The sequence below is a fragment of the Pseudomonas sp. HN2-3 genome (assembly GCF_020691745.1).
In the GTDB taxonomy this organism is placed as follows: domain Bacteria; phylum Pseudomonadota; class Gammaproteobacteria; order Pseudomonadales; family Pseudomonadaceae; genus Aquipseudomonas; species Aquipseudomonas capeferrum.
This window is the reverse complement of sequence record NZ_CP085704.1, coordinates 1,585,751-1,604,340: the sequence shown is the minus strand read 5'-3', so window position 1 is coordinate 1,604,340 and position 18,590 is coordinate 1,585,751. Positions and strand designations below refer to the sequence as shown.

Sequence of the window (18,590 nt, the reverse complement as noted above, 5' to 3'; positions counted from 1 at the left end):
TCGGTCAAACCAGAACGATCAACGCTCCAGCAGAATCCGCAGCATGCGGCGCAGCGGTTCGGCGGCGCCCCACAGCAGCTGGTCACCCACGGTGAACGCACCCAGGTACTGCGAACCCATGTTCAGCTTGCGCAGGCGACCCACCGGAATGTTCAAGGTACCGGTGACCTTGGTCGGGGTCAGCTCTTGCATGCTGATCTCTCGCTGGTTCGGCACCAGTTTCACCCATGGGTTGTGCTGGCTGATCATGCCTTCGATGTCGGCCAGCGGCACGTCCTTGTTCAGCTTGATGGTCAGCGCCTGGCTGTGGCATCGCATGGCGCCGATGCGCACGCAGATACCGTCGACCGGGATCGGGCTCTTGAAACGACCGAGGATCTTGTTGGTTTCAGCCTGGGCCTTCCACTCTTCACGGCTCTGCCCGTTCGGCAGCTCCTTGTCGATCCACGGAATCAGGCTGCCGGCCAGCGGCACACCGAAGTTCTCGGTGGGGAACGCTTCACCGCGCATGGTCTCGGCAACCTTGCGGTCGATGTCCAGAATGGCGCTGGCCGGGTTGGCCAGGTCATCGGCCACGGCCGCGTGGGTGGCGCCCATCTGCTTGATCAGCTCACGCATGTTCTGCGCGCCGGCACCGGAAGCTGCCTGGTAGGTCATGGCGCTCATCCACTCGACCAGGCCGGCTTCGAACAGGCCGCCCAGGCCCATCAGCATCAGGCTGACCGTGCAGTTGCCGCCAATGTAGTTCTTGGTGCCGGCATCGAGCTGCTGGTCGATGACCTTGCGGTTGACCGGGTCGAGGATGATGACCGCGTCATCCTGCATGCGCAGGGACGAGGCGGCATCGATCCAGTAACCCTGCCAGCCAGCTTCACGCAGCTTGGGGAAGACCTCGTTGGTGTAGTCGCCGCCCTGGCAAGTCAGGATCACGTCGAGGGTCTTGAGTTCTTCAATCGAATACGCGTCCTTGAGCGGAGCTGTATCCTTGCCCACGTTCGGGCCTTGGCCACCGACATTGGAGGTGGTGAAGAACACCGGCTCGATAAGGTCGAAATCCTGCTCCTCCAGCATCCGCTGCATGAGCACGGAACCGACCATACCGCGCCAACCGATCAGACCTACACGTTTCATCGCAACTACACCTTTGCTAAAAGTGGGCCGCCACCGACTTAAAACGGTGGCGGGCCAGAGAGATTACAGATTCCGCAGCGCTGCGACTACTGCGTCGCCCATTTCCTGCGTGCCTACTTTGTCGCAGCCGGCCGACCAGATGTCACCGGTGCGCAAACCTTGGTCCAACACCAGGCTGACGGCCTGCTCGATGGCCTCTGCTGCAGCCTGCTGGTTGAAGCTGTAACGCAGCATCATCGACACCGACAGGATGGTCGCCAGCGGATTGGCGATGCCCTGGCCGGCGATGTCTGGCGCCGAGCCGTGGCACGGCTCGTACATGCCTTTATTGTCGGCATCCAGCGACGCCGAAGGCAGCATGCCGATGGAACCAGTCAGCATGGAAGCTTCATCCGACAGAATGTCACCGAACATGTTATCGGTCACTACCACGTCGAACTGCTTGGGCGCGCGGACCAACTGCATGGCAGCGTTGTCGACGTACATGTGGCTCAGTTCGACATCCGGGTAGTCCTTGGCCACGTCTTCGACCACTTCGCGCCACAGCTGGCTCGAAGCCAGGACGTTGGCCTTGTCCACCGAACACAGCTTCTTGCCGCGCACACGGGCCATGTCGAAACCGACGCGGGCAATGCGGCGCACTTCGCTTTCGCTGTAGGGCAGTGTGTCGTAGGCCTGGCGCTCGCCACCTTCGAGTTCACGCTGACCACGTGGCGCACCGAAATAGATGCCACCGGTCAGCTCGCGGACGATGAGGATATCCAGGCCCGAGACGATTTCTGGCTTGAGCGATGAAGCATCGGCCAGTTGCGGGTAGAGGATGGCCGGGCGCAGGTTGGCGAACAGGCCCAGTTGCGAGCGAATTTTCAGCAAGCCACGCTCAGGGCGGATGTCACGTTCGATCTTGTCCCATTTCGGGCCGCCCACGGCGCCCAGCAGCACGGCATCGGCCTGGCGCGCACGCTCCAGGGTCTCGTCAGCCAGCGGCACGCCATGCTTGTCGATGGCCGCGCCACCGATCACGTCGTGCGCCAGGCTCAGGCCCAGCTGGAACTTGTCGTTGGCCAGCTCCAGCACCTTGACCGCCTCGGCCATGATTTCCGGGCCGATGCCATCACCTGGGAGAATCAGAATCTGCTTGCTCATGCTTTCCTCTATCCATTCAAGCGCTGCGGCCAGCTCGGCCGCAGCGAAATAAACTCAGCGCTCGGCCCACAACACGATGACATCGGTGCTGAACGAGCCGTCGGCTTCAATCTGATAATACTGCCGCACTTCTTCACCCATGGCTTGCTGCAATTGGCGTATGGCCACACGCAGCGGCTCGGGCGTGCGCATGCGCTCTACCCACGAGCTCCACTCCAGGCGCAGGCGCTGACGCGTGTGGCTACGGGCGTGCAGGCCGGCTTCGCTGACCTGGCGCTGCCACTCGGCGGCAGAATAATCGCGCACGTGGCTGGTGTCGCGCAGCACTTCGACCGTTTGCAGGTAGGTGTCGAGCAACGGGCTGCCGGGTGACAGCACATCGATGAACGCCGCCACCCCACCCGGCTTCAGCACGCGGCCCACTTCGCGCAGGGCCAGGCCCAGGTCGCTCCAGTGGTGTGCCGAGTAGCGGCTGAAGACGAAGTCGAACGAGGCGTCAGCGAACGGCAGGCGCTCGGCGGCACCGCATTCGGTGGTGATATTGCCCAGGCCACGCTCGGCAGCGGCACTGGCGACCACGTCGAGCATCGACTGCGACAGGTCGTAGGCGACCACTTCCGCCACCAGAGGCGCGACGTGGAAGCTGACATGACCGGCACCACAGCCCAAGTCCAGTACACGCGCCTCGGCATGGCCTGCCAGCTCGGCTTGCAGCAGCGCGAATTCCGTGCCCTGGGCATGTACCGCGCTGCTGAGGTAGGCGCTGGCCTGTTCGCCGAACTGGCGTTGGACCACATCGGTGTGGGTGGTGCTGGTCATGGGGCAATCCTTTTGGTGTTGTGTTGCCTATGCAGGCTTCGCCGGCGAACCCGCTCCCACATCGGCAGCGTTGCCAATGAGGGAGCCGGTCAATCAGGCATCCCGGAACAGCCAGGGCTGGCTGGCGCGGTGCTTGCCTTCGAAGACTTTGATCGAATCGCTGTCCTGCAAGGTCAAGCCGATGTCGTCGAGGCCGTTGAGCAGGCAGTGCTTGCGGAAGGCATCGATCTCGAAGTGCAGCACCTTGCCATCAGGACGGGTCACGGCCTGGGCTTGCAGGTCGACGGTCAACTGATAGCCAGGGTTGGCTTCCACCTGCTTGAACAGCTCGTCGACTTCCTCATCGCTCAAGATGATCGGCAACAGACCGTTCTTGAAACTGTTGTTGAAGAAGATGTCGGCAAAGCTCGGTGCGATGACACTGCGAAAGCCGTATTCATCCAACGCCCAGGGCGCGTGCTCGCGGCTGGAGCCGCAACCGAAGTTCTCCCGCGCCAACAACACGCTGGCACCCTGGTAGCGTGCGTGGTTGAGCACGAACTCCTGGTTCAGCGGGCGCTTGCTGTTGTCCTGGTAGGGCTGGCCCACATCCAGGTAACGCCACTCGTCGAACAGGTTGGGGCCGAAGCCGGTGCGTTTGATCGACTTGAGAAACTGCTTGGGAATGATCTGGTCGGTGTCGACGTTGGCACGGTCCAATGGCGCGACAAGGCCGGTGTGCTGGGTAAAAGCTTTCATGCTGCGCTCCCTTGGATCAACTCGCGTACATCGATGAAGTGGCCCGTCACCGCGGCGGCGGCAGCCATGGCCGGGCTGACCAGATGGGTACGGCCACCGGCACCCTGACGGCCTTCGAAGTTGCGGTTGGACGTCGAGGCGCAGTGCTCGCCACTTTCCAGGCGGTCCGGGTTCATCGCCAGGCACATCGAGCAACCCGGTTCACGCCACTCGAAACCGGCTTCGAGGAAGATCTTGTCGAGGCCTTCACGTTCGGCCTGCGCCTTAACCAAGCCCGAGCCCGGAACGACAATGGCCTGCTTGACGGTGGCAGCGACCTTGCGGCCCTTGGCGATTTCGGCTGCGGCGCGCAGGTCTTCGATCCGCGAGTTGGTGCAGGAGCCGATGAATACGCGGTCGAGCTGGATATCGGTGATCGCCTGGTTGGCGGTCAGGCCCATGTACTTCAAGGCACGCTCGATCGAGCCACGTTTGACCAAGTCGGCCTCGGCGGCCGGGTCCGGCACGCGCTGGTCAACCGCCAGCACCATCTCGGGTGAAGTGCCCCAGCTGACCTGCGGCTTGATCTGCGCGGCGTCCAGCTCGACCACGGTGTCGAACACCGCGTCGTCATCGGAAACCAAGTCTTGCCAAGACGCTACCGCTTGCTCCCACTGCTCGCCCTTCGGCGCGTAGGGGCGACCTTCAACATAGGCAACGGTGGTGGCATCGGTCGCCACCAAGCCGACACGGGCACCAGCCTCGATCGACATGTTGCAGATGGTCATGCGGCCTTCCATGGACAAACCACGGATAGCGCTGCCGGCAAATTCCATGGCGTGGCCGTTGCCACCCGCGGTGCCGATCTTGCCGATAATGGCGAGGACGATGTCCTTGGCGGTGACACCGGCAGGCAATTGGCCTTCGACGCGCACCAGCATGTTCTTCATCTTCTTGGCGACCAGGCACTGGGTAGCGAGCACGTGCTCGACCTCCGAGGTGCCGATGCCGTGGGCCAAGGCGCCAAATGCACCGTGGGTGGAGGTGTGCGAGTCGCCGCAGACCACGGTCATGCCCGGCAAGGTAGCGCCCTGCTCCGGGCTGATGACGTGGACGATGCCCTGGCGCTCGTCGTTCATCTTGAATTCGACGATGCCGTACTCGTCACAGTTTTCGTCGAGGGTCTGCACTTGCAGGCGCGACACCTGGTCGACGATGGCTTCGATACCGCCCTTGCGCTCTGGCGTGGTCGGCACGTTGTGGTCGGGCGTGGCGATGTTGGTGTCGATGCGCCATGGCTTGCGGTTCGCCAGGCGCAGGCCTTCGAAGGCCTGGGGCGACGTCACTTCGTGGATGATGTGTCGGTCGATGTAGATCAAGGACGAGCCGTCATCACGGCGCTTGACCTCATGGGCTTCCCAGAGTTTGTCGTAGAGCGTTTTGCCAGCCATCAGACTGTTCCTCATCAGCGTCTTTCTATGCCAAAGACCCCTTGGCTTGTACGGACGATGCTATGGCGATAGATTGAATAACTCAAATTCATAATTTTCATACTTTGCATAACCATCAGGAATCAGAGAGATGGACCTGGCCAACCTCAGTGCTTTTATCGCCATTGCCGAAACCGGCAGCTTCTCCGGGGCCGGCGAACGCCTGCACCTGACCCAGCCTGCCATCAGCAAACGCATCGCCGGCCTTGAGCAGCAATTGGACGTGCGCCTGTTCGACCGGCTGGGGCGTGAAGTGACCCTGACCGAAGCTGGCCGGGCGTTGCTGCCACGGGCCTATCAAATACTCAATGTGCTCGATGATACTCGACGCGCACTGACCAATTTGACGGGACAGGTGAGCGGTAGACTGACCCTGGCCACCAGCCACCATATCGGCTTGCACCGCTTGCCTCCGCTTCTACGGGCCTTTACCCGGCAGTACCCCTCGGTGGCACTGGATATTCAGTTCCTGGATTCAGAAGCGGCCTACGACGAGATACTCCATGGCCGCGCTGAAATTGCCGTCATCACCCTGGCACCCGAGCCCCACCACCTGATCAAGGCGATCCCGGTCTGGAACGACGCCCTGGACTTCGTGGCGGCACCGGAGCACCCACTGGCCAGCAACCACGCGGTCAGCCTGGCCGATGTCGCCCGCCACCCGGCGGTGTTCCCGGGCGGCAACACCTTTACCCACCACATCGTCCAGCGCCTGTTCGAAAGCCAGGGGCTGACGCCGAACATCGCCATGAGCACCAACTACCTGGAAACCATCAAGATGATGGTTTCCATTGGCCTGGCCTGGAGCGTGCTGCCCCGCACCATGCTCGACGATCAGGTTGCACCCATCGCTTTACCCGGCATACAGCTGTCGCGCCAGCTAGGCTACATACTGCACACGGAGCGAACGCTATCGAATGCGGCGAGGGCCTTCATGGCCCTGCTCGACAGTCACGCAGGGTCCGCCTGACCGGTCGTCAGTTCGGCATTTCCAACTCAAGGACGCCTCAAACGCCAAAGGTCTGGTACCAATGCCCAAATCAGCAAACCGCTTTCCGCGCCTGCCGCGTATCTCTGCGGCTGACCCTCAGGAATCCGAGCAGGCCTGGCAAAACGCCCCACAGCTGCTGGCCGCGCTTAACGGTGCCCACCTGGGAGCCTGGCTGTGGGACATCGAAACCGGTCGGGTCAGTTGGTCACGCGGCACCCAGGCGTTGTTCGGCTTCGACCCGCAACGCCCGCTGCCCAACGACATCGATTACCTCGACCTGCTGCCCGAGGAAGACCGCGCGCGCACCCGCCAGTTGTTCCAGGCAGTGGTCAACGGCGAGCCCGTGGAGCAGGCCATGCGCCACCGCATCCGCTGGCCGGATGGCAGCCTGCACTGGCTGGAGATAAACGGCAGCCTGACCCACGACCGCCATGGCCGGCCGCAGATGATCGGGGTGATCCGCGAGATCACTCGCCAGCGCGAGCGGGAAACGGCGCTGATCAACTCGGAAAAGCGCTTCGCCACGCTGTTTCACCTGAGCCCCAATGCCATCCTGCTGACCCGTCGCCACGACGGCATGATCTTCGAGGTCAACCAGCATTTCGAGGACATGTTCGGCTGGCCGGGCAGCCAGGTAATCGGCAAGACCAGCCTGGAGCTGGGCCTGTGGGTGCACCCCGAGCAACGCCAGCAGATGCTCGACGCCACCCGCGCCAGCAGCGGCCCGCTGATCCTCGAGGTGCAGTTCCGGGCCAGCAACGACAAGGTGCATGACGGCATCCTCTGCACCCAGGGCATCGAACTGGAGGGCGTGACCTTTCTGCTCAGCACCTTCGTCGACACCACCGAGCGCAAGCGCGCCGAGCAGGCCCTCAAGGACAGCCAGGAGCGACTCGATCTGGCCCTGGATTCGGCGCAGTTGGGCACCTGGGACTGGCACATCCCCAGCGGCATGCTGTATGGCTCGGCCCGCGCGGCGCAACTGCACGGCCTTGACCCCATCCCCTTCCATGAGTCCTTCGATGCCTTTTTCGAAGGTGTGCCGGAGCAAGAGCGCAACGTCATGCGCCAGGCCTACCGCAGCCTGCGCGAAGGGCCTGCGGGCAATTACCAGATCACCTACCGGGTACAGTTGGACAACGGCACTTCGCGTTATATCGAAAGCCGTGCGCGGCTGTACCGGGACGACCAGGGCAACCCCCTGCGCATGGCTGGCACGCTGCTGGACATCACCGACCAGGTAGAGCGCGAACAGCGCCTGAGCGCCTCGGAAGAAAAGTTCGCCAGTCTGTTCCAGGTCAGCCCAGACCCGATCTGCGTGACCCGCCAGGACACCGGCCAGTTCATCGAGATCAACCCGGCCTTCACCCAGACCTTCGGCTGGAACGCCGACCAGGTGATCGGCCACACCGCCGAGCAAATCGGCCTGTGGGCAGAGTCCATCGAACGCGCGCAACGTATCGAGCGAGTGATCCGCGAACAGGCCCTGAGCAACGTGGCCGTGGTGGTCAACCACCGCAACGGCTCACCCTTGACCTGCGTGATATCCAGCTGCCTGATCAGTGTCGATGACCAGCCCTGCAGCGTCACCACCCTGCGCGACATCACCCAGCAGCAACGCGCCGAAGCGGCGCTCAAGTCCAGTGAAGAGAAGTTCGCCAAGGCCTTCCACTCCAGCCCCGACGCCATCACCATCACCGAGCGCTACAGCGGCCGCTACCTGGAAATCAACGACGGGTTCTGCCGGCTGACCGGCTACAGCGCGGCGGAAGTGGTCGGGCGCAGCGTTTACGAGCTGGGCATCTGGGCCGACGACAAGCAGCGCAGCGCCCTGCTCGCCGAGCTCAAGGAGCGGGGCCGGGTGCACCATCGGGAGATGCTCGGGCGCAACAAGCGCGGCGATATCCTCACCGTCGAAGTGTCGGTGGAACCGATCACCCTGAACGAGACCGACTGCCTGCTGCTGACCGCCCGCGACGTCAGCCAGCTGAAGAATGCCCAAGCGCAGATCCGCCACCTGGCGTACCACGACCCGCTGACCAACCTGCCCAACCGCGCCCTGCTGATGGACCGCCTGAGCCAGCAGATCGCCCTGCTCAAACGCCACAACCTGCGGGGTGCGCTGCTGTTTCTCGACCTCGATCACTTCAAGCACATCAACGATTCGCTCGGCCACCCGGTGGGCGACGCCGTGTTGAAGATCATCACCGCGCGCCTGGAGGCCAGCGTGCGTCTGGAAGACACCGTTGCGCGGCTGGGCGGCGACGAGTTCGTGGTGCTGCTCAGCGGCCTGGAGGGCAGCCGCGAACAGGTCGAAAGCAAGGTGCGCGATCTGGCCGATACCCTGCGTGAACTGCTGGCCGAACCGATGTCGCTGGATGGCCAACGCCTGCAGGTGACCCCCAGCATCGGCGTGGCGCTGATACCCGATCACGGCACCACCCCGGCAGACCTGCTCAAACGCGCCGATATTGCGCTGTATCGGGCCAAGGACTCCGGGCGCAACACCACCCAGCTGTTCCACACCACCATGCAAAAGGCCGCCAGCGAGCGCTTGCGCATGGAAAACGACCTTCGCTTGGCGCTGGCCCGGGGTGAGCTGGCCCTGCACTTCCAGCCCCAGGTGGATGCCCGCGACAACCGTATCGTTGGTGCCGAGGTGTTGCTGCGCTGGCACCACCCGCAACTCGGCCAGCAGCCGCCGGCGCAGTTCATCCAGGTGCTGGAAGAAAGCGGGCTGATTCTGGAAGTGGGCAGTTGGATCCTCGACGAAGCCTGCGACGCGTGCGCGCACATGCTCATGGATGGGTTGATCGACGCCAATGACTTCAGCCTGTGCGTGAACATCAGCCCGCGGCAGTTCCGCCAGAACGATTTCGTCGGGCGGGTCCTGCGCAGCCTGGACGACTACCGCCTGCCACGGCAGATGCTCAAGCTCGAGATCACCGAAGGCATCGTCATCCAGAACCTCGAAGACACCATCAGCAAGATGCGCGAACTGAAGCGCCACGGGGTGAGCTTTGCCATGGACGACTTCGGCACGGGCTATTCGTCACTGACTTACCTCAAGCGTTTGCCGGTGGATGCCCTGAAGATCGACCAGACCTTCGTGCGCGATGCGCCGATCGACCCCAATGACGCCGAAATCGTCCGCGCCATCGTCGCCATGGCCCACAGCCTGGACCTGGCGGTGATCGCCGAAGGCGTGGAGTTGACCGAGCAACTGGCGTTTCTCGAGCAGTTGGGCTGCCACTTGTACCAAGGGTATCTGCACAGCCGGCCACTGCCATTGTCGGAGTTCCGCCAAATGTTGCTGGAGGCACCGGCAGATTTCTGATGCCGGAATGCGAAAAGGGCACCCTGAGGTGCCCTTCTCGTTACCGACCGGCTGACTGTTAGTTCAGCGCTGGCTTATCGCCATTGATCGGGATGCGCTTGGCTTTGGCTTCTTCAGGCACGATGCGCAGCAGGTCGATGCTGAGCAAGCCATTGGCCAGGCCAGCGGCCTTGACCTCGATGTGGTCGGCCAGGCGGAACGACAGCTTGAAGGCGCGCTGGGCGATGCCCTGGTGCAGGTAGGTCACTTCAGCGGCGCTGCTGTCGCGCTTGCCACCGGAGACTGTCAGGACACCTTTTTCGACCTGCAGGTCGAGGTCCTGCTCCTGGAAACCGGCAGCGGCAACCACGATGCGGTAGTGGTCTTCGCCATGTTTTTCCACGTTGTAGGGCGGGTAGCTGCTACCGGCCTCGTTACGTGCCGCGGATTCGAACAGGTCGTTGAAACGGTCGAAACCAACGGAATGACGGAACAGTGGAGCGAGAGAGAAAGCGGTAGTCATGGTCATAAACTCCTGAGATTCAGCAAGTAAGTCACTACGCGACCCGACTTCGGCATCGCGTACTCAAAAGATATGGCCGGTGAAACGGCTTTCAAGAGGGGCTACAAAAAAATTTTCTGTTTTCCCGCTTTTACTGCACAGCGGCAGATCAGGCCACACATGCCTCGAAGGCCTGCGCCTCAACCCCCAGCAAGCGGCTGATGCGCGCGCAATCATCTTCCCGACGCAGCTCGGCAAACAGCACCACCGCTTCCGGGTAGCTGCGGGTCAGCATCGCCAGCCACTGCTTCATCCGCCCCGGCGCATAGCGCGGGGACAGCTTGGCCTGGGCCTGGCGCCAGAATTCGCGCAGCAGCGGCAGCAGGTCATCCCAGCTCATGGGCTGGTACGCTCGGCCGTCGCGGGCAGCGGCGATCTGCAGGCCCAGGTCGGGCCGCGACACCAGCCCGCGCCCCAACATGATGTGCTCGGCACCACTGACCTCGCGGCAGCGCCGCCAGTCGTCCACGGTCCAGATCTCGCCGTTGGCGAACACCGGCACCTTGACCACATCCTGCACCCGCGCCACCCATTCCCAATGAGCCGGCGGCTTGTAGCCCTCGACCTTGGTCCGCGCATGCACCACCAGGTGCGCCGAACCGCCCTCGGCCAGGGCCGTGGCGCACTCCAGTGCACCGTCGGGGCTGTCGAAGCCCAGGCGCATCTTTGCAGTGACCGGGATGTCCGCCGGTACCGCTCGGCGCACCTCGCGGACGATGGCATGCAGCAACTCAGGCTCCTTGAGCAGCACCGCGCCGCCACGCGACTTGTTCACGGTCTTGGCCGGGCAGCCGAAATTCAGGTCGATTACCGGCGCCCCCAGCTCACAGGCCAGCGCAGCGTTCTCGGCCAGGCACACCGGGTCAGAGCCCAGCAGTTGCACACGCATCGGTACGCCGGCCGCAGTCCTTGCGCCCTGGCGCAACTCAGGCGCCAGCTTGTCGAACGAGGAAGGCGGCAACAGGCGGTCGCACACGCGGATGAACTCGGTGACGCACCAATCGATGCCACCCACTCGGGTCAGGACGTCGCGCAGGATGTTGTCGACCAGCCCCTCCATGGGGGCCAGGGCAATTTGCATGTGTGGGTCTCGGCGGGAAAAGGCGGCAGTTTAGCAAAAAACCGTACGCCTTCAGGCACCGATCAGCGCTTGGCCGTAACCCTCGATAAATTCGACCGGCATGCGTTTGGGCTTGCCGCTGGACAACTCGATACAGGCGAAGGTGGTCTGCGCACGCAGCAGGGTCACACCATCGCGTGGGCGCTTGAGCTGGAAGCGGCGGGTCATGCGCAAGCGCTGATCCCATTCGATGATCCAGGTTGCCAGTTGCAGCTCGTCGTCTTCGTAGCCGGCGGCCAGGTAGTCAATTTCGTGGCGTACCACGGCCATGGCGCGGTCCAGGCGCCGGTACTCGGCCAGGTCCAGACCCAGGCGCTGGGAATGGCGCCAGGCACAGCGCTCGAGCCAAGTGACGTAGGCGGCGTTGTTGGCGTGGCCGAGGCCGTCGATGTCTTCGCTGCCGACGCGCAGGTCGATGATGAAGGGTGTTGCCAGGTCCCAGCTCATGCGCGCTCCTGAGAGGTTTCTTTGGGGGAGATTGCGGCGCTTTGCGCTCCACAGTCCTGGCGAGTGTAACGGATGCTCAGGCGCTTTGCCGCGCCGGCGCACTGGCACGGCTCAACAGCTCGAGCACTGCCTCGCCCAAACGCGGGTCGGCCAGCACCCGTTGGTGCCCGCCCTCCTCCAACAGCATCAGGCGGCTGTCGAACCAGGCCTTGTGGATGATCTGGGCCTCTTCGGCGGCCACCAGGCCATCGTCAGCGGCATGCACCACCAAGCCTGGCAGCTCCAGTTGATAACCACTGACATCCAGGCGTGCGATCTGCATCCCGACATCCCGCTCGACCTGGCGAATGAACGCTGCCCGCGCCCGCGCCGGCAGCCCCAGGTGATGAGCGAAGCCGCGCAACACGCCGAGCAATCGCGCCGGTGCCGCGATGCTCACCGCCGCCTCGGCGCGCAAGCCCATCTGCAGCGCCAGCAGCACACTGGCACCGCCCATGGAATGCCCGATCACTGCACGCAGCGGCGGCAGCTCGGCCGCCGCTTCCAGCAGCGCGCGGGCGAACAGCACCACGTGAGCCTGATGGCCAGGCGAACGCCCATGCGCCGGCCCCTCCAACGAAACTACCGTGTGCCCAGCCTGGACCAGGGTTTCGATCAACGCGGCAAACTGCGTGGGGCGCCCTTCCCAGCCGTGCATCAGCAATACCGTCGGGCCCTTGCCCCAGCGCAACGCCGAAAGCCCGAAGCGCAGGGTGATGCGCTCGGCCTTGGCCAGCAGTGGCAGTTCCCACGCTCTTGGCGGCAGCGTGCGCGGGGTCATGAAGGCGCGGCGCATCTTGCCGGCCACATGCTCCGGCGCCAGGTGGCCCAGGGTGCCATTGATGCCACGAATCCAGCTCAGGGTAGTCATCGCCTTGCTCCCGCCTTGTGGTTATTCAGATCACCGCCGACTTGGCGGCACGCAATACACGGTCGGACAGCTCGCCAGTGCCCAGGGCACGCGCCAGGGCCAGGCCACCGACCATCAGTGCAAGGTCGGCCAGGGCTTTGTCGCTGTCTTCGGGGCGATCGACCATTTTCGCGGTCATCAGCTCGATGTGCTCGGCCAGCACCTCGCGGAACACCTCTGGCAACCGCTGCATCTCGCCCAGGGCGTTGGGCAGCGGGCAGGCATGAACTTCAGCGTCGCGGTGCTTGCGCGAGAGGTAGAAGGCCGACACCAAGGCGCGGCGTGCTTCGCCATCCAGGCTAGGGTCGACCTGGGCCAGCAAGGCCCGCCGCTCGCCCAGCAACTGGCGGAACGCTTCGAGCATCAGCTCGTCCTTGCTGTCGAAATGGGCATAGAACCCCCCGACAGTAAGCCCGGCGGCGCCCATGACTTGGCTGACGCTCGGCTCTGCCGGGCCATGTTGAATCAAGGCACTGCGCGCTGCCTCGAGAATCCGTTCGCGGGTCTTGCTCTTTTTGTCGTTCATGGCCACCTCAAATATTATGCTCGTAATATGATAGGCATAATATTTTTTGGCAAGCGAAATTCTCAGCCACCTGTCGGTACCGGGAATATTTGGAGGGGAAAAAACAAAAGGCCCATTCAATAAGCGAATGAGCCTTTAAAGTCCCGCAAAACGCGGGTAAACATGGCGTCCCCTAGGGGACTCGAACCCCTGTTACCGCCGTGAAAGGGCGGTGTCCTAGGCCACTAGACGAAGGGGACGTAACCTTCGTGCCGGTTCATTTTCACAAACCGCGGCAAAATTGGTGGAGCTAAGCGGGATCGAACCGCTGACCTCCTGCATGCCATGCAGGCGCTCTCCCAGCTGAGCTATAGCCCCGAAAACAAAAGGCTCATCCAATATACGAATGAGCCTCTTTAAGCCCCGCAAAACGCGGGTAAAAGTGGCGTCCCCTAGGGGACTCGAACCCCTGTTACCGCCGTGAAAGGGCGGTGTCCTAGGCCACTAGACGAAGGGGACGTAACCTTCGTGCCGGTCCGTTTTCACGTACCGCGGCAAAATTGGTGGAGCTAAGCGGGATCGAACCGCTGACCTCCTGCATGCCATGCAGGCGCTCTCCCAGCTGAGCTATAGCCCCGGATTTCTAGCCTCTCGGCCCAGCGACACAATGAAACATCGCTTGTGCAAAACTGGCGTCCCCTAGGGGACTCGAACCCCTGTTACCGCCGTGAAAGGGCGGTGTCCTAGGCCACTAGACGAAGGGGACGAACCTTCTTACCTTCAAGACCCGGTTGCTGGACCCGGTCTTGCTTATCAGCCTTGGCTGCTAAGCGGAATTTGGTGGAGCTAAGCGGGATCGAACCGCTGACCTCCTGCATGCCATGCAGGCGCTCTCCCAGCTGAGCTATAGCCCCACAATGTCGCTCTGAGCAGAATCGCTGGCTGGGTGGCTGGCGTTTCGTTTCGCTCATCGCTGTGGACGGGGCGCATATTAAGATCGGATTGCACGGCTGTCAAACGAATTTTTGAAATTATCCAAAAATTTTTTCACAGATAACAATCACTTACCGCCCTGCCCTTTGTTCTCCCATGGTTTTCTAAGCATTTGAACCTGTGGTAACGGGCAAGCCTGCGCCCACAGGTTCGCGCTAACGCCACGTCAGGCGATAGTCGCCAGCAGCTTTTCCCACTCTTTGTTTTCTTTCTTCGACACGCCACCGAGCAGGTCCAGGGCCTGGCGCAAGCGGTAGCGCGTCAGGTCCGGGCCGAGAATTTCCATGGCATCGAGCACCGACACCGAGCTGGCCTGGCCAGTAATGGCGGCAAACATCAGCGGCATGGCGTCACGCAGCTTCAGCTCCAACGCCTCGACCACCGCCTGGATGCAGCCGGTAATGCGGTCCTTCTCCCACTGGCGCAGGCTTTCGAGCTTCCACAGAATCAACTGGATGACCTGACGCACCTGGTCGCCCGACAGCTTTTTGCTCTCGAACAGCTTGGCATCAAGCTTCAGCGCGCCTTCGAAGAAGAAACCACCCAGCGGTGCAACCTGGCTGAAGGTTTCGACCCGGCCCTGCACGTGCGGGGCGATCTTCATCATGTAGTCGCTGTTGAACGCCCATTTCTGCAGGCGTGTGGCGAATTCTTCGACCGGCAGCTCACGCAGCCACTGGCCATTGAGCCAGGACAGTTTCTCGATGTCGAAGATCGGCCCACCGAGCGAGATTCGCGACAGGTCGAAGTGCTCGACCATCTCGTCCAGGGAGAACTTCTCGCGCTCATCCGGCATCGACCAGCCCATGCGACCGAGGTAGTTGAGCATCGCCTCGGGCATGAAGCCCATGCGCTCGTAGAAGGTCACCGAGGTCGGGTTCTTGCGCTTGGACAGCTTGGACTTGTCCGGGTTACGCAGCAGCGGCATGTAGCACAGCTTCGGCTGCTCCCAGCCAAAGTACTCGTACAGCTTGATCAGCTTCGGAGCCGACGGCAGCCACTCTTCGCCACGCAGAACGTGGGTGATGCCCATCAGGTGGTCGTCGACCACGTTGGCCAGGAAGTAGGTCGGCAGGCCGTCGTTCTTCATGAGCACCTGCATGTCCATGCGGTCCCACGGGATTTCGACGTCACCGCGCAGCATGTCCGGCACCACGCAGATGCCTTCGCTCGGCACTTTCATGCGGATCACGTGGGGCTCGCCGGCGTCCAGGCGGCGCTGTACTTCCTCGGCGCTCAGCAACAGGGCACGGCCGTCGTAGCGCGGGGTCTCGCCACGGGCCATCTGCTCGGCGCGCATCTGCTCCAGCTCTTCGGCGGTGCAGAAGCAGTAGAACGCGTGGCCGGCATCGACCAGTTGCTTGGCGTACTGGGCGTAGATCTCGCCACGTTCGCTCTGCCGGTAAGGGCCGTGCGGGCCACCAACATCCGGGCCTTCGTTCCATTCGATGCCGAGCCAGCGCAGGGCGTCGAAGATCTGCTGTTCCGACTCGCGGGTGGAGCGCAGTTGGTCGGTATCTTCGATGCGCAGGATGAACTCACCGCCGTGCTGCTTGGCAAAGCAGTAGTTGAACAAGGCGATGTAGGCGGTGCCAACATGGGGGTCGCCCGTGGGCGATGGCGCGATGCGCGTGCGTACGGTGGTCATGGAAGGTCTCGAACGAAAGATGAAACAAAGGCGGGATGTTAGCAGGGAGCAGGCACCGGGCTCCAGCAATGGCGCGAACGACACTTGTCGAAGGGCCGTCGCTCACTGTTAAATTTGCTTACATTTCTGGAACCATCGTCTCATGCCTGCACAACTCAAACGCCGCCTGCTGATCTTCTTCGTCGTGGTGGCGGCCATCGCCCTCGCCTTCCTGGCGCACTGGTATTTCAAGGGGCGCTTTTATGAAAGTACCGACAACGCTTACGTTCAAGGCGAGATCACCCGTATTTCCAGCCAACTTGGCGCACGCATCGATGACGTGCGCGTGCAGGACAACCAGCACGTCGTCCAAGGCGAACTGCTGGTACGCCTGGAAGCCGCTGACTTCCAGCTCGCCGTCGAGCGCGCCCGTGCGGCCTTGGCCACCCGTGAAGCGGAACACGTACAGGCCGAAAGCCGCCTGACGCAACAGGGCAGCCTGATCGCCGCTGGCCAGGCCCAGGTCGCCGCCAACCAGGCCACGCTCGACCGCTCACGGCTGGACCTCAACCGCGCAGAGGCCCTGCGCAAGCCGGGTTTCGTGTCCGAAGAGCGGGTTACCACACTCTCGGCAGAACGCCATGTGGCCAGCTCCCAGGTCGACAAGGCACGCGCCGATTTGCAAGGCCAGCGCCAGCAGGTCAATGCCCTGGCTGCCGAGCTCAAACGCCTCGACGCGCAGATCGCCAATGCACGCGCCGACCTTGCCCAGGCCGAACTGAACCTGACCCGCTGCGAGATCCGCGCCCCGATCAGCGGCACCATCGGCCAGCGCAGCGCGCGCAACGGCCAGGTGGTGCAGGCCGGCGCCTACCTGCTGTCTATCGTGCCCGACGAAGACATCTGGGTGCAGGCCAACTTCAAGGAAACCCAGATTGGCCACATGCAACCTGGCCAGCGTGCCGAGTTGCTGTTCGACAGCTACCCGGACACGCCTGTCGAGGGTCGGGTCAACAGCCTGTTCGCAGCCTCCGGCGCCCAGTTCAGCCTGCTACCACCCGACAACGCCACCGGTAACTTCACCAAGGTGGTGCAGCGCATTCCGGTGAAGCTGACCTTCAGTGCCGACAACCCGCTGCACGGCCGCATCCGCCCCGGCATGTCGGTTACCGCCACCGTCGATATCCGCGCCGAGGACGATGGCCGCAATGGCCGGTGATCAACTGCTCAGGCCCACTGCCGAGCCGAGCCGGCGCGACTGGATTGCGGTGATGAGCGTGATGCTCGGCGCCTTCATGGCCGTGCTCGACATCCAGATCACCAACGCTTCGCTCAAGGACATCCAGGGCGCGCTTTCCGCGACCCTGGAAGAAGGCTCGTGGATCTCCACCTCCTACCTGGTTGCGGAGATCATCATGATCCCGCTGACCGCCTGGCTGGTGCAGCTGCTATCCGCCCGGCGCCTGGCGGTGTGGGTTTCGGCCGGTTTTCTACTGTCGTCGCTGCTCTGCTCCATGGCCTGGAACCTGGAGAGCATGATCATGTTCCGTGCCTTGCAGGGCTTTACCGGCGGCGCCTTGATCCCGCTCGCGTTCACCCTGACCCTGATCAAACTGCCCGAACACCACCGTGCCAAGGGCATGGCCATGTTCGCCATGACCGCCACCTTCGCGCCTTCGATCGGCCCGACCTTGGGGGGCTGGCTGACCGAGAACTGGGGCTGGGAGTACATCTTCTACATCAACATCCCGCCAGGCCTGGTGATGATCGCGGGCCTGCTGTATGGGCTGGAAAAGAAAGAAGCACACTGGGAACTGCTGAAAAGCACTGACTATGCCGGCATCGTCACGCTCGGCGTGGGCCTGGGCTGCCTGCAGGTTTTCCTCGAGGAGGGCCATCGCAAGGATTGGCTGGAATCGAACCTGATCGTCAGCCTGGGCACGGTCGCGCTGATCAGCCTGATTACCTTTGTGATCCTGCAGTTTTCCAAGCCGCACCCTTTGATCAACCTGCGCATCCTGGGCAATCGCAATTTCGGCCTGTCGAGCATCGCCAGCTTGGGCATGGGCGTCGGGCTGTACGGTTCGATCTACTTGTTGCCGCTGTACCTGGCGCAGATCCAGGGCTACAACGCCTTGCAGATCGGCGAAGTGATCATGTGGATGGGCGTGCCGCAGCTATTTCTGATTCCGCTGGTGCCCCTGCTGATGAAGGTGATTTCGCCGAAGATACTTTGCGCGATTGGCTTCTGCCTGTTCGGCGCCGCCAGCTTTGGCTCGGGGGTGCTCAACCCGGACTTTGCAGGGCCGCAGTTCAATCAAGTCCAGATCATTCGGGCGCTGGGGCAACCGATGATCATGGTGACCATTTCGCTGATCGCCACCGCTTACATTCAGCAGCAGGATGCCGGGTCGGCGTCGAGCCTGTTCAACATCCTGCGCAACCTGGGGGGCGCCATCGGCATCGCGCTACTTGCCACCTTGCTGGATGCGCGGACCAAGGTGTACTTCGACTACCTGCGCGAGTCACTGGTGCCGAGCAATCCGCAGGTGGCAGAGCGCCTGGCACAACTGGCGGAGCGCTTGGGCAGCGATACGGCGGCGCTTGGCAAACTCAGTGAAATCACCCATCAGCAGGCGCAGATCATGGCATACAACGACGCCTTCCATTTTGTCGGGATCGGCTTGGCGGTGAGCATGGTGGCAGTGCTGCTGACGCGCAAGCTGCCGGAGGGGTTGAAGGCTGGCGAAGCGCATTGAATGGGCGTTGGCTGCACT

The 18,590-nt window shown here is 62.7% G+C and carries 15 protein-coding genes and 6 tRNA genes; 4 read left to right on the top strand and 17 right to left on the bottom strand.

Going from position 1 to position 18,590, the window contains the following annotated elements; genetic code table 11:
- Positions 1–18: 18 nt before the first annotated feature.
- The 5 genes from asd to leuC all read right to left on the bottom strand — a co-directional run bounded on the left by asd (position 19) and on the right by leuC (position 5,264).
- A complete protein-coding gene (gene asd / locus LJX93_RS07315; protein ID WP_033700540.1) occupies positions 19–1,131 on the bottom strand; it encodes an aspartate-semialdehyde dehydrogenase in 1,113 nt (370 codons plus the stop codon).
- 63 nt (positions 1,132–1,194) lie between these two features.
- Positions 1,195–2,277, bottom strand: coding sequence for a 3-isopropylmalate dehydrogenase (gene leuB, locus LJX93_RS07310; protein WP_033700541.1), 1,083 nt, complete (start codon positions 2,275–2,277; stop codon positions 1,195–1,197).
- Between the two features lie 54 nt (positions 2,278–2,331).
- Positions 2,332–3,096, bottom strand: coding sequence for a class I SAM-dependent methyltransferase (locus tag LJX93_RS07305; RefSeq protein WP_095064831.1), 765 nt, complete (start codon positions 3,094–3,096; stop codon positions 2,332–2,334).
- Positions 3,097–3,189: 93 nt separating this feature from the next.
- A complete protein-coding gene (leuD, locus tag LJX93_RS07300; RefSeq protein WP_033700544.1) occupies positions 3,190–3,834 on the bottom strand; it encodes a 3-isopropylmalate dehydratase small subunit in 645 nt (214 codons plus the stop codon).
- On the bottom strand, positions 3,831–5,264 hold the full coding sequence (gene leuC, locus LJX93_RS07295) for a 3-isopropylmalate dehydratase large subunit (RefSeq protein WP_033700545.1): 1,434 nt from the start codon (positions 5,262–5,264) through the stop codon (positions 3,831–3,833). Before leuC ends, leuD begins: the two co-directional genes overlap by 4 nt.
- A 130-nt stretch (positions 5,265–5,394) precedes the next feature.
- On the opposite strand from leuC, the gene LJX93_RS07290 reads away from it, so the two are divergent.
- Both LJX93_RS07290 and LJX93_RS07285 read left to right on the top strand, forming a co-directional pair.
- Positions 5,395–6,273, top strand: coding sequence for a LysR family transcriptional regulator (locus LJX93_RS07290; RefSeq protein WP_033700546.1), 879 nt, complete (start codon positions 5,395–5,397; stop codon positions 6,271–6,273).
- A 61-nt stretch (positions 6,274–6,334) separates the two neighbouring features.
- Positions 6,335–9,631, top strand: coding sequence for a bifunctional diguanylate cyclase/phosphodiesterase (locus tag LJX93_RS07285; protein ID WP_033700548.1), 3,297 nt, complete (start codon positions 6,335–6,337; stop codon positions 9,629–9,631).
- A 58-nt stretch (positions 9,632–9,689) separates the two neighbouring features.
- Here LJX93_RS07285 and LJX93_RS07280 read toward each other — a convergent pair whose 3' ends face one another.
- From LJX93_RS07280 to gltX, 12 genes are all read right to left on the bottom strand, one after another.
- A complete protein-coding gene (locus LJX93_RS07280) occupies positions 9,690–10,133 on the bottom strand; it encodes an Hsp20 family protein (RefSeq protein WP_033700549.1) in 444 nt (147 codons plus the stop codon).
- A gap of 148 nt (positions 10,134–10,281) precedes the next feature.
- Positions 10,282–11,253, bottom strand: coding sequence for a tRNA dihydrouridine synthase (locus LJX93_RS07275; protein WP_033700550.1), 972 nt, complete (start codon positions 11,251–11,253; stop codon positions 10,282–10,284).
- Positions 11,254–11,304: 51 nt separating this feature from the next.
- The gene (locus LJX93_RS07270) at positions 11,305–11,739 is read right to left on the bottom strand and encodes an acyl-CoA thioesterase (protein WP_033700551.1); all 435 of its coding nucleotides are present in this window, start codon (positions 11,737–11,739) and stop codon (positions 11,305–11,307) included.
- A 76-nt stretch (positions 11,740–11,815) separates the two neighbouring features.
- Positions 11,816–12,649 (bottom strand): alpha/beta hydrolase, encoded by an 834-nt coding sequence (locus tag LJX93_RS07265; protein WP_095064827.1) that lies wholly within the window; start codon positions 12,647–12,649, stop codon positions 11,816–11,818.
- A 25-nt stretch (positions 12,650–12,674) separates the two neighbouring features.
- Positions 12,675–13,214, bottom strand: a complete 540-nt coding sequence (locus LJX93_RS07260) for a TetR/AcrR family transcriptional regulator (protein ID WP_047583563.1) — start codon at positions 13,212–13,214, stop codon at positions 12,675–12,677.
- A gap of 163 nt (positions 13,215–13,377) precedes the next feature.
- Positions 13,378–13,453 (bottom strand) — tRNA-Glu (locus LJX93_RS07255).
- 42 nt (positions 13,454–13,495) lie between these two features.
- A tRNA-Ala gene (locus LJX93_RS07250) sits at positions 13,496–13,571 on the bottom strand.
- 65 nt (positions 13,572–13,636) lie between these two features.
- Positions 13,637–13,712, bottom strand: a tRNA-Glu gene (locus tag LJX93_RS07245).
- A 42-nt stretch (positions 13,713–13,754) separates the two neighbouring features.
- A tRNA-Ala gene (locus LJX93_RS07240) sits at positions 13,755–13,830 on the bottom strand.
- A 53-nt stretch (positions 13,831–13,883) separates the two neighbouring features.
- A tRNA-Glu gene (locus LJX93_RS07235) sits at positions 13,884–13,959 on the bottom strand.
- A gap of 72 nt (positions 13,960–14,031) precedes the next feature.
- A tRNA-Ala gene (locus LJX93_RS07230) sits at positions 14,032–14,107 on the bottom strand.
- 245 nt (positions 14,108–14,352) lie between these two features.
- The gene (gene gltX / locus LJX93_RS07225; protein WP_033700555.1) at positions 14,353–15,834 is read right to left on the bottom strand and encodes a glutamate--tRNA ligase; all 1,482 of its coding nucleotides are present in this window, start codon (positions 15,832–15,834) and stop codon (positions 14,353–14,355) included.
- A 142-nt stretch (positions 15,835–15,976) separates the two neighbouring features.
- Here gltX and LJX93_RS07220 point away from each other — a divergent pair, with 142 nt between their 5' ends.
- Both LJX93_RS07220 and LJX93_RS07215 read left to right on the top strand, forming a co-directional pair.
- Positions 15,977–17,032: an HlyD family secretion protein gene (locus tag LJX93_RS07220; RefSeq protein WP_033700556.1), complete on the top strand. Its 1,056-nt coding sequence runs from the start codon at positions 15,977–15,979 to the stop codon at positions 17,030–17,032.
- 49 nt (positions 17,033–17,081) lie between these two features.
- A complete protein-coding gene (locus LJX93_RS07215) occupies positions 17,082–18,572 on the top strand; it encodes an MDR family MFS transporter (RefSeq protein ID WP_177326508.1) in 1,491 nt (496 codons plus the stop codon).
- The last annotated feature ends 18 nt before the right edge of the window (positions 18,573–18,590 follow it).